This window comes from Neisseria iguanae (assembly GCF_003013245.1).
Taxonomy (GTDB): Bacteria; Pseudomonadota; Gammaproteobacteria; order Burkholderiales; family Neisseriaceae; genus Neisseria; species Neisseria iguanae.
In genome coordinates, this window is record NZ_PXYY01000077.1 from 1 (window position 1) to 12,324 (window position 12,324).

Sequence of the window (12,324 nt, forward strand, 5' to 3'; positions counted from 1 at the left end):
ATAACCCAACCGGGTTGGATACCCAAAATATCAGCGGCTGCACGGGCTGTGGCTTCCGGTACGAAAAACCGGAGAAGTTTTCTTTGGGTATTCTTTGTTAATTTGCAATGGTTATCTTTATTTTTGCCGTCTGACATGACTGCTAATCTGCTTCAGCCTCTAAAAATTGATGTTATTTCAGAATGCTGCAAAGATTTCAGGCCGTCTGAAAAATTTCAGACGGCCTGCGTTGTATTGATTATTTGTTGACTTTGATTGGTTGCGGTTCGTATTGGGTGGATTCGTCACCGTAATAAAGCACGCCCAGTTTGATCGGGATGCGACCTTGAGATTTGCGGTGTTTGTTGGAATCGCGCAGGGAATAGGCGCAACCGCAGTATTCCTGCTGGTAGAAGTTTTCGCGTTTGCTGATTTCAATCATGCGTGCGCTGCCGCCTGCCTTGCGCCAGTTGAAATCCCAATACACTACGTCATCAAATAAATCTGCTGCGCGGTGGCCGCAGCCGTTGATTTGTTTCATGTCTTTCCAGCGTGAAATGCCCAGCGAGCTGGTGAACACGGGAAAGCTGTTGTTGTGGGCGTATTGTGCGGCTTTGACGAAGCGCATGTCGAAACACATGGTGCAGCGGATGCCCCGTTCGGGCTCGAATTCCATGCCTTTGGCGAGCTCGAACCATTCTTTGCGGTCGTTTTCGTAATCGTCGTCCTTATCGACAAACGGAATGCCGAATTTCTCCGCAAAGCGCAGGTTTTCTTCTTTGCGCAACATGTATTCTTTGTGCGGGTGGATGTTCGGGTTGTAAAAGTAAATGGTGTAATCGATACCGCTGGCGAGCATGGCTTCCATCACTTCTCCGGAGCACGGCGCGCAGCAGGAATGCAGCAGTACTTTTTTGTGGCCGCCAGGTGGGGTGAGCATGGGACGCTCGATGTTGGTGACGATTAATTTTTCAGTTTGGCTCATGGTTTTGGATCTATGTGTTGAAATGTTTCAGACGGCCTGATGGATAGGCCGTCTGAAAGAATAAATAGGCTGCTATTTTAGCAAATTATATGTTTTCAAATTATATGTTTTACTGAAAGGCTGCCAAAACATTAAGGCCGTCTGAAGCCTTTGTTTTTGGGGCTGTCTTAGATAACTGGGGAAATTCACTTTTGAGTTAGAATCTTCCCTATGAGAAAAAGCCGTTTAAGCCGGTACAAACAAAACAAGCGGATTGAATTATTTGTAGCAGGTGCTACTGCTCGGACAGCTGCAAAATGAGTTTGTGTAAATTAAGAATACTGCGGCATATTATTTTCATCGTTTGCGCTTATTGATTTTCCAAAGTAGCTGACATTTAGAAATATCAGACGGCGAAGCAGAAGTTGATGAAAGTTATTTTGGCGGTCATCGCTGCGTAAGTTTGACGGCATTCCCCAAGAGCATTTTTGAGCTGTATTTGAAGGAATGCGCATAGCACTTTAACAACAGTGAAATAAAAGTTCATTGTTTTACAATCATTCAGATGGCTTTAATTTTTGCTTATGGCTGCGGCAGTAATTCGAAATCTGCAGAATCGGCGGCATTCACTTTATCTAATTTTTCAATCGAAAACGGATTTTCCACCGGCTTCATTTCCGGGTTGTCTTCCATGGCCGGTTCGTTTCTGACAAACAAGGCTTCGGTATTGGGTTGGGTAGACAATTCTTTCAGCAAGTCCTGATATTCTTTGGTATGCTTCATCAACTCGGCGGCAGCTATGCGCAGGTTATCGATGTCTTTGCCCGGCAGGTAGAAGCTGGTTGGAATATTTAACACTTTATCGCGCAATTCCGATTCGGGCAAATCGCGCAGGCTCAGGCTGACAAAGGTAAGCGAGATCGGATTGCCGTTGGCGTCTTTGTATTGCGCTTCGTTCCAGCTGTCGGTAAAGGCACGGAAGCGGCGCAGCGATTCTTGCGAGTATTTGCCAATCGGGATATCGATGACCGCGTTCACCACATCACGTATACCGGGTACGGCGGCGGTTTTATCCAAATTGCTGTTGATTTGGTTTTGGGCGTTGACATTGATGACGACAATGCGCTTGATTTTATGCGTGTTCATTTGTTGGACCAGCATATTGCTTGAATACACTTCGGTCATGTCAAGCAGGCTGCGCATGCCGAGATTGTCGGTCAGGCCGCCGTCGAGCAGGTGGATATAAGGACGGGTTTTGCTGTCAGTATATTGCGCGATGTTTTGGGCAACTTCTTTTCGCGTGATGCTCTGTTGCGTGTCTTTATCTTTCTGTATGGCCGTCTGAACCCGTTTCGGCGGGGTGTATTCGCAATTGCCGCCGTTGTTGTTGAGTGTAAGCGGCGCAAAGACTAGCGGCACGGCACTCGAAGCCGCTACCGCACGGGCAATCCTCAATTTGCTTAAATCTAAACACATCGGATCGAAATATTCTTGGGTGAAATTAATGCGTTCACCTATGCCCATATCCGTTGCGCTAATCATGGCAAACGGGCCTTTGCGGCGTTTTTCCAAATCTTCAAATGTGGTTTTGCCGAATAAATAAGTTTCAAATTGCTCTTGCAGCAAATCGCCGCGGCCGAATTCAGGTGAAGCCAAGCGCGGGATATTGGTGGAGGAGAATGCTTGTCTGATGACTTTACGTTGGAAATTCTGGCGCAGGAAACGTTTGTAAAAGCTTGGAATGGTATCCGCGCCATGCAGCGAGTAATACGCCGCCAATACCGAGCCGCCGGATACGCCCACTACTAAATCGACGTTTTCCAGCAAGGATTTTTTCTGACCGTTAATGCTGACTTGCTGCTGATGCAGTTGTTCCAACACGCCGTAGCCCAAAGCTGCCGCACGCGTGCCCCCACCGGAAAACATCAATACCATAAAAGTATCGTCTTGATTTTCTTTATTGGCGTTTTCAAAACGATAGCCTTTGTTCAAATCCACTTTGTTAATGGTTTCGAGCGGTTGGTATTTGACCAGCGTACAGGCGGAAAGCATGACGGCCAGAGAGGCGGTGAAGGTAAGTCGGACGTTTTTTTTGAACATGATGGTTTTATCGGGAAATAAAGAGAAAAAAAGATGAATCTGTTTTCAGACGGTTTTTGCCTTTATTGCAGCCGAGTCGGATTTGGATAAATACCTTGTCGCCAGTCGTCCTGTTATCAAAAAAAGCCCGATACAATCAGGCCTTAACATACTTTGGACTTGGCAAGAATCACGATCCGGTTTTATCACCGATTTTGCTTTCTTTGCCTGAGAGCAGGTTGATAATATTGCTCTTGTGACGGGATAACACCAACACGGCAATCACCGCGGTCGCCCATACCCAAGACGGATAAGGCATAAAAAAATAAGCCGCTATCGGACTGATAACCGTTGCGGCCAGAGCCGCCAGAGAAGAAACTTTAAAACCGAATGCCATCACCAGCCAGACAAGGGCACATACCAACGCGGTCGGCCAAGAAAGGGCGAGTAACGCGCCCAACGCTGTCGCCACGCCTTTACCGCCTTTGAAGCGGAAGAATATCGGCCACATGTGTCCGACCAACACTGCCACCGCACACACGCCTATAGTAATTTCCGCCATGCCGGCCCCGTTTTCCAACCATCGCGCCAACCACACGGCGACAAAACCTTTCAACGCGTCCCCCAACAACGTCAGCGCGGCTGCTTTTTTCTTGCCGCTGCGCAAAACATTGGTCGCGCCCGGATTGCCGGAGCCGTAAGTACGTGGGTCATCCATGCCGTATGCTTTCGATACAATCACCGCAAACGACAATGAACCGATTAAATAAGCCGAAGTAACCGCTAAAACATTGTACATTTTATATGCTTTGCTTAGAATGAAAGCAATATTCTATCCAAAAAATGGGACAATGCAAATGGATAAGATTTTTTTACGCGGTATGAAAGCCGATACACTGATTGGCGTTTATGATTGGGAACGTACACACCTGCAGACGCTGGTGCTCGATTTGGACATCGGCGTGCCGGAAAAATCAGCCGCCAGCGACGATATCAGCAATACGGTGCATTACGGCGAGGTGTGCGAAGCCGTGCGCAACAGTCTGTACGAACAGGATTTTCTGTTGCTGGAAGTATTGGCGGAGCACGTTGCCAAGCTGATTTTGGACAATTTCCATGCGCAGTGGGTGCGCGTTAAAATCATCAAGCCGGGGATTTTGCCGGATGTGAAAGAAGTCGGCGTGGAAATCGAACGCAGTAAAAGCTGATTTCAGACGGCCTTCAAAAATGCAAAGGCCGTCTGAAAAATCGAACCCAGTATTCAGACAGCCTGCTTGTTTAATGCATCACAGAAAGAAACACAATGGATTTAAAAGAAACCTGTATCAGCAGTGAACCGATTTACGAAGGCTCATTTATCCGTATCAGCCGTGACCAAATCCGCTTGCCCAACGGTAAAGAAAGCCGGCGCGTGGTCATCCGCCATCCCGGTGCCGCCTGCGTGTTGGCGGTGACCGCTAACGACGAAGTGGTGCTGGTACGCCAATGGCGTTATGCCGCCGCCCAAGCTGTTTTGGAATTACCGGCGGGCAAACTTGATGTGGCAGGCGAAGCCCCTGCCGAATGCGCCTTACGCGAATTGGCTGAGGAAACCAATTACACCGCCGACAGCGTAAAACTGCTGCATACTTTTTACACTGCTGTCGGCTTTTGCGATGAAAAAATGTATCTTTACCAAGCTGACGGTGTGCGTTTGGGCAGTACCTTGAGCAACGATGAAGATGAAATTACCGAAACCGTTTTGCTCAGCCGCGAAGAAGTTAAAACAGCTTTGAAAAACGATGAAATCAAAGATGCCAAAACCCTGGTCGGCCTGCAATATTGGCTGATGAACAGTTAAGCAGCCTAGGGTGTGGTTCCATTTCATCATATCGCTCTGGTTTGGGTACGGCAGTCTGTAAAGATATGGGCACACCCGCCTGCCTAAAAGAAGGATAATTGAACAAGGGAAAATGCCCGAAACAAAAACTATCGACCAAGTCCCAAATAAAGATAATAACGGAGGAGAAAAATGAAAAAACTTATTCTCTGTCTACGCCCATTGACGCTTACTGCTTGCCTTGCCCCGTTTTTTCCGGGTTATTATCAGCCTATTGGAAACTTCATAAGTTTAATAAACTTAATGACACAAAAAACAGAGGATTGGGCATATTTATATTTGAAACGAAAGAACTCAGATTTTTGGGAATGTGGTATAGATTCTATGGGTGGTAGTCCAACAAGAATAGATGCCAGCTACGCGGAAGCGGCAATTTGCTTTGAAGCAAAAGGTTGGTCGTAAAACAGGACCAGTGTACGTGCCATGGTCGCAATTTGATGATTCTGCGTGCGTGAAATGGCGGAAAGAACGAGGCCTGCAACATGTTCTGCGACCGAAAAACCCTAGCGAAAAGAATAAAAATCCGATTTCGGAGATATTTTCAATATGATCATCAGGTCAAACGCAGCGGTTTGATGGGCAGCGGCGGCATCGGTTTTACCATCGGCAGCCGCAGCAAAACTTTGGAACAAGCGCAGGATAATGTGAGCCACAGCGCTTCCACGGTAGGCAGTCTGTATGGCGATACAACGCTAATAGCGGGCAAAGACTATACCCAAAGCGCTTCGGTGCTGAGCAGTCCGCAGGGGAATACAACGGTGAATGCCCAGCGCATCACTGCAGCATTATCCGCAGCGGCGGGCAGACGTTGCTCAATGCCGCCGATGACATCACCATCAGCGGTAGCGAGGTAGGCGGTGATCGTGCAACCGCACTGCTGGCCGGTGGAAACATCGCTATCCGTGCTGCCGCACAGGAGGCGTGGGAAAGAAGCAGGAATAAGAGCAGCGGCTATAACGCCGGGGTTGCCATCAGCTTCGGTTCAAACGGCATGGCGTTTGGATTTACTGCCGGCGGCAATCTTGGCAAAGGGCACGGCAACGGCGACAGCACTGCCTGGCAGTACAGCCATATCGGTAGCGGGCAGTCGGCAACGCTGGTGCAAAGCGGCGGCACACCCACCCTGCAAGGCGGGCAGATTGTCGGCAAGGGTGTGGATGTGAAAGCCGCCGCACTCAATATCGAGAGTGTGCAAGACACAATGCGTTACGACAGTCGGCAGGAGAATATCAGCGGGCAGGTCACGATTGGCTACGGCGCTTCGGGAAGCGCTTCTTATGCCCGCAGCAAAATGAATGCCGGATCATGCATCGGTAAGCGAGCAAAGCGGTATCTTTGCCGGGGAGGACGGTTATCGCGTGGATATTGACGGGCATACGCAACTTATCGGCGGCTTGATAACCTCAAGCGCTTCCGCCGAGGAACAAGGGTTAAACCGCTTTGCCACCGCCACGATTGACAGCCGTGATGTGCATAACCACAGCCATTACAGCGGTAGCAGTATTGGGCTGTCGGGGAGTGCAAGCATCGGCGGCGGTGAGGCGATGCCGGAGGAAATCGGCGGGGTGAAGTTGATGAATGTGGGTAATCAAAATAGCTCAAGCAAAATCATGCTGAACGAAAATACTGCCATCGGTCTCGGTACATCAGCCGGTTTCGGTGAGGCGGACGATAGCCAAAACAGCATCACCCGCAGCGGCATCAATACGGCGAATATCCATATCCGTGATAACGCCGCGCAACAAGCGCTTTACGGCATAGATGGAAAAACAGCAGCAGAAGCGCTTTTCACCACCGTAAGTACGGAAGAGGCTGCCGTCCACAGCGGTGCACTGCAAAACCGTTTTGATCGCGATGCCGTACAAAAAGATCTTGATTTGCAAGTCGAAGTCAGCCGGGAATTTCGTGAAAACGCTTTTGCCCAAATCAATAACTATGTGCTGCCGCGTCAGGCAGAACTGCGCGACAAAATCGATCTGGCGCAAAGCAAAGAGGAAAAAGAAGCGCTTTATGAAGAGCTCTACGCCCTGCAATATAAAAAACGTTTGGCAGAAATGGTGGTGGGCGCAATATCCGGCTCGCCCGGTTCGGCACTCAGCCAAGGTGGTCTGCAACTGGCAGCCACGTGGATGCGCAAACAAACGTTGGATAATTCACGCCAATCGCCCGTAATCACCGACGGCACGACCACTGTCGGCAACGTCGAATACGACAGCGCTTACTTTGACGGGGTGAAACTTGGCGGGACGAGGGTGAGTGTGGATATTATTTGTGGGGAAAATATTGAACGCTGCAAAATACAATCTGATGGCTCTTATGTATATACAGGTGGAGACTATGTCAATGATAAAACGAAAGAGAGTGTAGCGTTACCTACTTTAAAAGATGCCATTGATCCGAAACTGAATGGTGAAGCTGGCAAACTCTACGGTTTAACCGGCGGTTTCCAATCGAAGAAAGGTTCAATGCTTGGAAAATATACTATAGGAAGCTGGAAAGATACTGTAGTCGAGGGATTTTCCGGAACTCATGACTATATGGGCGGCCAAATTTGGGGATTTTATAACGATAAAGGAAATGCTACGCGCGGGCTTCTCCCCCCTGCAAAATATGCAGCCGAGGTAATTACCGTTATAGCTATTCCTGTTTCAGCACCTTTTGCAGTATCAGATATTTTGTCGTCCGATATTTTTCAAGCAATTTTTCGCTGAGGTATAAGATGAAAGATATAATATTAGGCACTCTCTCCCTCGTATCATTATCTGCTTGTAACGGATGTTTTTCACCGATGCCGGTTATTCCGTGCACGATAGGATGGAACAGTAATGTTGATTCATATATTAAAAATGTAAGTCCCGAAGAAAGAATGATTGATATAAAGTATTGTTTGAACGAAGACGCAGAAGGAATACCTGATAAATATGGATATATCTTTGAACCAATTAGAAATAAATATAATCGCTCTGTTCATAGTGAAGAAAGAGTTAAAAAATTTGATAATTGCATGAAAGAAAAAGGTTATTATTATGACCACAATTATAAAGGTTAATGACTTTTAAATATATCATGGATATGTAGGCATAAAAAATCTTATGTTCATTGATACGTTAGCTAATGCAATTGACCTAAAACTGAATACTGAAGCCAAAATTTGTATCGTTTAACCGGTGGTTTCCAAGCAGAACAAGGAAAATTTGCCGGAATACCTTATATAATAGGTAGTTTATTTGATTATGGAGTAGAGGGTTATGCCGGTATGCATGATTTTTCCGGTGGTCAAATATGGGGATTCTATAACGATAAAGGAAACGGTACACGCAATAACGGAAAGGTAGCTGATATTGCCGCTGAAGTTATTACAGTCATTGCAATCCCTGTTGCTACACCGTTTGCAGTTTCGGATATTTTTTCTTCCGATATTTTTCAAGCGATTTTTCGCTGAGGTGTAAGATGAAAAAAATAATATCGAGCGCTCTTTTTTGCTTATCTTTATCTGCATGCAATGGCTGCTTTTCTCCGATGCCGGTTATTCCATGCACAATAGGCTGGCATTCGCATGTTGAGTCATTCGTCAAAAACGTAAGTGATGAACAGCGTATGATAGATATAAAATATTGCCTTGGCGTTGATGCAGTAGGGATACCAGATAAGAATGGAAATATATTTAACCTTATTAGAGATAAGTACGATAATAATATTCGTGGTCATGAAAGAGAAAGAGAATTTAGTAATTGCATGATAGAAGAAAAAGGATATGAATATAAAGGTAATACATAAACTTCTCTTTCGCTAGTCATAGCTGTGACATTATGATTATATGTGAGGTCAGATATGGGGGCATGGCGACGAAACAAATGCAACACGCAGACTTTCTACCTGCAAAATATGCAGCGGAAGTTATTACCGTTCTCGCTATCCCGGCTTCAGCACCGTCCTCACTATCGGATCTTCTATCTTCCGATGCGTTTCAAGTACTATTCCGGTGAGGTACAGAATGAAAAAAGTAGTACTAATTATAGTCTTTTTCCTGTCGTTATCTGCCTGCAATAGCTGTTTTTCTCCAATGCCGGTGATTCCATGTGGATATACTGATCCTGACGTTTCCCTTTACGTCAAAAATGTTAATCATGAAGAGAAAATGATAGATATAAGGAATTGTTTAGGGGAAGATTCTCAAAAGATTCCTAATGAGTCTGGATATATATTTAAGCCGATTAAAGAAAAATATGGTGATACGGTTTATGCTCATGAAAAAATAAGAGCATTTGATAAATGTATGCAAAAAGAAAAAGGATATATTTATAAAGAAGTATGGAGGTAGAAATGGAGAAAAATCATGTCATGGGCTTTACGAGTACGTACGATTATATCGGTGGGCAGATTTAGGGATTCCATGGTGACGAAGGTAGTGCTACACGTAATAACGGAAAAGCTGCAGATATTGCTGCCGGAGTGATTACCGTTATAGATATTCCTGTTTCAGCGCCTTTTGCAGTATCGGACATTTTGTCTTCCGATGTATTCCAAACAATATTCCATTGAGATATATAATGAAAAATATAGCATTAAGCACCTTCTTTTCTTTATCTTTATCAGCATGTAGCGGATGCTTCTCACCGATGCCGGTTATTCCATGCACGATAGGTGAACGTTCTCATGTTGATTCTTTTATCAAGAACATAAGTAATGAGCAAAGGATGGTAGATATTAAATATTGCCTAGGTACAGATGCTTCTGGAATACCCGATAAATATGGAAGAATATTTAATCTAATCAGAGATAAATATAGTAACCCAACAGAAGGACATGAAAGAGAAAAAAGATTTACTAGATGTATGATAGAAGAAAAAGGGTATAAATATCTTGGATAAAAATACAAAGTCATATAATAATCTAATGATTTACTAGAACTCCCGCCTATATAGACGGGCAGATTTGAGGATTCTATGGTGATAAAGGCAACGCTACACGTAATAACGACCAAGCCGCAGATATTGCTGCCGAAGTGATTACCGTTATAGCTCTTCCTGTTGCAGCACCATTTACGCTTTCAGATATCATTTCTTCCGATGTCTTTCAAGTAATTTTTAAATAAGAATATTATGAAAACTATAGCAATTACCTTAATATATTTTCTAGGTTTAAGTGCTTGCGGAAGATGTTTTTCCCCACCAACAACCTTTTCAAACCAGCCAAGGATGGCATGAAACGTTTGGCTAAAGTTGAAAAGGCCACCAAAGAAAACCTCAAAAAACAGGCCAAGCGCGACAATCAATCCTATCCCGGTGAAATGGTACATTTCGATACCAAACGTCTGCCTTTACTGTAGAATCAAACCAGCAACCGAACCCGTGGATTACCTGTTTGCCACCATTGATGACGACTCCCGCGAACGGTATGCAGTTATTTTGCCTGACCGTACTGCGGCCGGTGCCGCCAAGCTCCTTTTGTACTTTGATATTGGCCGAGATGGCGATAAGTGAATTCATACGGGCATTATATGCCATGATTTGCTTCATGCGATTGCCCTGTACCATATGACACAATCTTGCGAGGCGGTTAAATTATGGTATAATGCTCTCCTGCTTCTGAACGGGTCTGTAGCTCAGGGGTTAGAGCAGGGGACTCATAATCCCTTGGTCGTGGGTTCGAACCCCACCGGACCCACCATATAAATTAACAATTTGGGTATCGACTCCCTCTCTTTCATTATCCAAGTGTGCCAAATTTTTGCTATTAGCAAATTCCATATTGTCCAATAAATCGGCATGACTCTGTCAATGCTTGGCGGACAAATGGACGTAGCGACGCTCTCCCAACCACCCATTTCTGTAACGCCGCCAATGGAACGCCAGCTTGAATAAGCCAGCTTGCCCATGTGTGCCGCAAATCGTGCCAACGGAAATCTTCAATTTCTGCCTTTTTCAAAGCATTTTTCCAAATCCGTGAACTTATACTCTGCACTTTACAACCGTTGGTTAGAGTAAAAACAAAACGGGGATGCTTTCCTATCTGCTTACTCAAAACTGAAACTGCCGTACCGTTCAAAGTGACACCAATTGCTCTGCCGGATTTACTATCGGAAGCGTGTATCCAGGCGGTGAGGGCCGACAAGTCAACTTACTGCTATTCCAAGTCCAAAACATTACGCTGCCTTAAACCTGTTGCCAGACTGAAAACAACCATGTTGGCCATGTATGGCGGGAATGCGGCAATCAACCTTTCAGCTTCTTGATTTGTCGGCCAGTGAAGACACTTTTCAGTTCCCGATAGAGCTTCAGATAAAGGGCTTTATCCGACCGGCCCCATAACAGCTTTATTGAGTATTGCCCGAATCAATGCCAGATAATGGTTCTTGGTTCTGTCCGAGCGTGATTTAGCGGCTACCACACCATGATAAATTCACAGCTAATGCAGTCATGCAAAGTCTACCTGCCTACAAGCAGCACATGAATAACTATATGAATATTGCCTTCCGCCAAAAAACTGGTACTTCATCTTCCGCCATATATGACATCAACGGCAAAAAGGTTGTCATGCCATTATCAATAACGGAATACCATCATTATTCACCAGTTTTGCAATTAAAAAATTGGAGAAGCGGGAATCGATATTATTGCTTTCGTTCAAAATTTCGATGACTTCCGGGTTCAAAGCCTTAAAGTGACTGAATATTTGACCACACTGTCTTTATCTTGAGACTTCTTTCATGGCATAAACCTTTCGTATTCGTGAAGTCGTTTTTCAAAAAAACTGCTTGACAGAAACCGTGTCAGGAATTTCTTTCAGGTTGTAGATGAAATGGCGCCTGACGGATTACCTGCAATTCAGAAAGACATCAAAACCAAGTTTTTAAATGCTTAAATTGGGCGCGGGGTGAAAAATTTTCTGAAGACTATACTGTTCGATGTGCCATAAATAACAGCCTTAGCTGTAAGAAACAGCCGCGTTGTTTATACAACAGATTGGGCGATGATGCCTGTAAAACCTAAAAAGGAGCATTACCTTTCGAACTCTTATGCAGCTTAACCGGATGATAAAAATTCACAAAACGGCACAACGCCTTTTGCCGGTGTTCCGAATCCTTAAACGGAAACTTATCATGCCGCATTTCCATTAAGCTGCAGATAACCTGCTCTGCTTCACTGTTGGTTTGCGGTCCGGCAATACGGGTAAACTTTTGACCGCTATTGTTTTGCACACAGGCAACCGCAAACAGATGTGCCGCATTGCCCCGATATTCCATGCCGTTATCCGGGTAAGCACATCCGATGGTATACGCACAGCAATCTGTCACAAAGACCCGCGGCAGCACGGCAAAATCAAACATAATCTTTCCGAAAGGCCGGCCGTAGCCGCCATACTAAGCAGTGCAAACAATTGCGCCGAAATCGAAAAGTATGGGGCGGATACAAACCCGAAT

General features: G+C 45.3%; 16 protein-coding genes, 1 tRNA gene and 2 pseudogenes. 14 read left to right on the top strand and 5 right to left on the bottom strand.

Going from position 1 to position 12,324, the window contains the following annotated elements:
• Positions 1–238: 238 nt before the first annotated feature.
• Positions 239–964 (bottom strand): epoxyqueuosine reductase QueH, encoded by a 726-nt coding sequence (locus tag C7N83_RS10480; protein WP_106742530.1) that lies wholly within the window; start codon positions 962–964, stop codon positions 239–241.
• Between the two features lie 210 nt (positions 965–1,174).
• On the opposite strand from C7N83_RS10480, the pseudogene C7N83_RS10485 reads away from it, so the two are divergent.
• A pseudogene (locus C7N83_RS10485) lies at positions 1,175–1,397 on the top strand (IS1595 family transposase); the annotation flags it as partial.
• A 128-nt stretch (positions 1,398–1,525) separates the two neighbouring features.
• On the opposite strand, the gene C7N83_RS10490 reads toward C7N83_RS10485, so the two are convergent.
• Both C7N83_RS10490 and plsY read right to left on the bottom strand, forming a co-directional pair.
• Positions 1,526–3,043, bottom strand: a complete 1,518-nt coding sequence (locus C7N83_RS10490) for a patatin-like phospholipase family protein (RefSeq protein WP_106742531.1) — start codon at positions 3,041–3,043, stop codon at positions 1,526–1,528.
• A gap of 169 nt (positions 3,044–3,212) precedes the next feature.
• Positions 3,213–3,821 (bottom strand): glycerol-3-phosphate 1-O-acyltransferase PlsY, encoded by a 609-nt coding sequence (gene plsY, locus C7N83_RS10495; RefSeq protein WP_106742533.1) that lies wholly within the window; start codon positions 3,819–3,821, stop codon positions 3,213–3,215.
• Between the two features lie 58 nt (positions 3,822–3,879).
• On the opposite strand from plsY, the gene folB reads away from it, so the two are divergent.
• The 13 genes and pseudogenes from folB (at position 3,880) to C7N83_RS10550 (ending at position 10,571) form a co-directional block, all read left to right on the top strand.
• Complete coding sequence (folB, locus tag C7N83_RS10500) at positions 3,880–4,230, top strand: dihydroneopterin aldolase (RefSeq protein ID WP_106742546.1); 351 nt, start codon at positions 3,880–3,882, stop codon at positions 4,228–4,230.
• Between the two features lie 95 nt (positions 4,231–4,325).
• Entirely contained in the window at positions 4,326–4,862 is a 537-nt protein-coding gene (locus C7N83_RS10505) for an NUDIX hydrolase (RefSeq protein ID WP_106742534.1), read from the top strand.
• Between the two features lie 171 nt (positions 4,863–5,033).
• Positions 5,034–5,303 carry a hypothetical protein gene (locus tag C7N83_RS10510; protein WP_106742536.1) on the top strand — a complete coding sequence of 90 codons (270 nt, stop codon included), beginning with the start codon at positions 5,034–5,036 and terminating at the stop codon, positions 5,301–5,303.
• An 80-nt stretch (positions 5,304–5,383) separates the two neighbouring features.
• Positions 5,384–5,755, top strand: a complete 372-nt coding sequence (locus C7N83_RS16185) for a hypothetical protein (protein WP_146135139.1) — start codon at positions 5,384–5,386, stop codon at positions 5,753–5,755.
• A complete protein-coding gene (locus C7N83_RS10515) occupies positions 5,689–6,270 on the top strand; it encodes a hemagglutinin repeat-containing protein (RefSeq protein ID WP_245911203.1) in 582 nt (193 codons plus the stop codon). Before C7N83_RS16185 ends, C7N83_RS10515 begins: the two co-directional genes overlap by 67 nt.
• Complete coding sequence (locus C7N83_RS16190) at positions 6,197–7,612, top strand: hypothetical protein (RefSeq protein ID WP_245911201.1); 1,416 nt, start codon at positions 6,197–6,199, stop codon at positions 7,610–7,612. Before C7N83_RS10515 ends, C7N83_RS16190 begins: the two co-directional genes overlap by 74 nt.
• 8 nt (positions 7,613–7,620) lie before the next feature.
• Complete coding sequence (locus C7N83_RS10525) at positions 7,621–7,950, top strand: hypothetical protein (protein ID WP_146135140.1); 330 nt, start codon at positions 7,621–7,623, stop codon at positions 7,948–7,950.
• A 102-nt stretch (positions 7,951–8,052) separates the two neighbouring features.
• The gene (locus C7N83_RS10530) at positions 8,053–8,343 is read left to right on the top strand and encodes a hypothetical protein (RefSeq protein WP_106742541.1); all 291 of its coding nucleotides are present in this window, start codon (positions 8,053–8,055) and stop codon (positions 8,341–8,343) included.
• A 155-nt stretch (positions 8,344–8,498) separates the two neighbouring features.
• Positions 8,499–8,678 (top strand): hypothetical protein, encoded by a 180-nt coding sequence (locus C7N83_RS15315; protein WP_106742542.1) that lies wholly within the window; start codon positions 8,499–8,501, stop codon positions 8,676–8,678.
• A 217-nt stretch (positions 8,679–8,895) separates the two neighbouring features.
• The gene (locus C7N83_RS10540) at positions 8,896–9,222 is read left to right on the top strand and encodes a hypothetical protein (protein WP_106742544.1); all 327 of its coding nucleotides are present in this window, start codon (positions 8,896–8,898) and stop codon (positions 9,220–9,222) included.
• A gap of 229 nt (positions 9,223–9,451) precedes the next feature.
• Positions 9,452–9,772: a hypothetical protein gene (locus C7N83_RS14295; protein ID WP_146135141.1), complete on the top strand. Its 321-nt coding sequence runs from the start codon at positions 9,452–9,454 to the stop codon at positions 9,770–9,772.
• Positions 9,773–10,071: 299 nt separating this feature from the next.
• A pseudogene (locus C7N83_RS17060) lies at positions 10,072–10,348 on the top strand (IS481 family transposase); the annotation flags it as partial.
• A gap of 147 nt (positions 10,349–10,495) precedes the next feature.
• Positions 10,496–10,571, top strand: a tRNA-Ile gene (locus C7N83_RS10550).
• A 66-nt stretch (positions 10,572–10,637) separates the two neighbouring features.
• Here the strand turns inward: C7N83_RS10550 and C7N83_RS17065 are convergent.
• Entirely contained in the window at positions 10,638–11,015 is a 378-nt protein-coding gene (locus tag C7N83_RS17065) for a site-specific integrase (RefSeq protein WP_425437515.1), read from the bottom strand.
• Between the two features lie 874 nt (positions 11,016–11,889).
• Complete coding sequence (locus tag C7N83_RS10560; protein WP_245911202.1) at positions 11,890–12,231, bottom strand: hypothetical protein; 342 nt, start codon at positions 12,229–12,231, stop codon at positions 11,890–11,892.
• Positions 12,232–12,324: the final 93 nt, after the last annotated feature.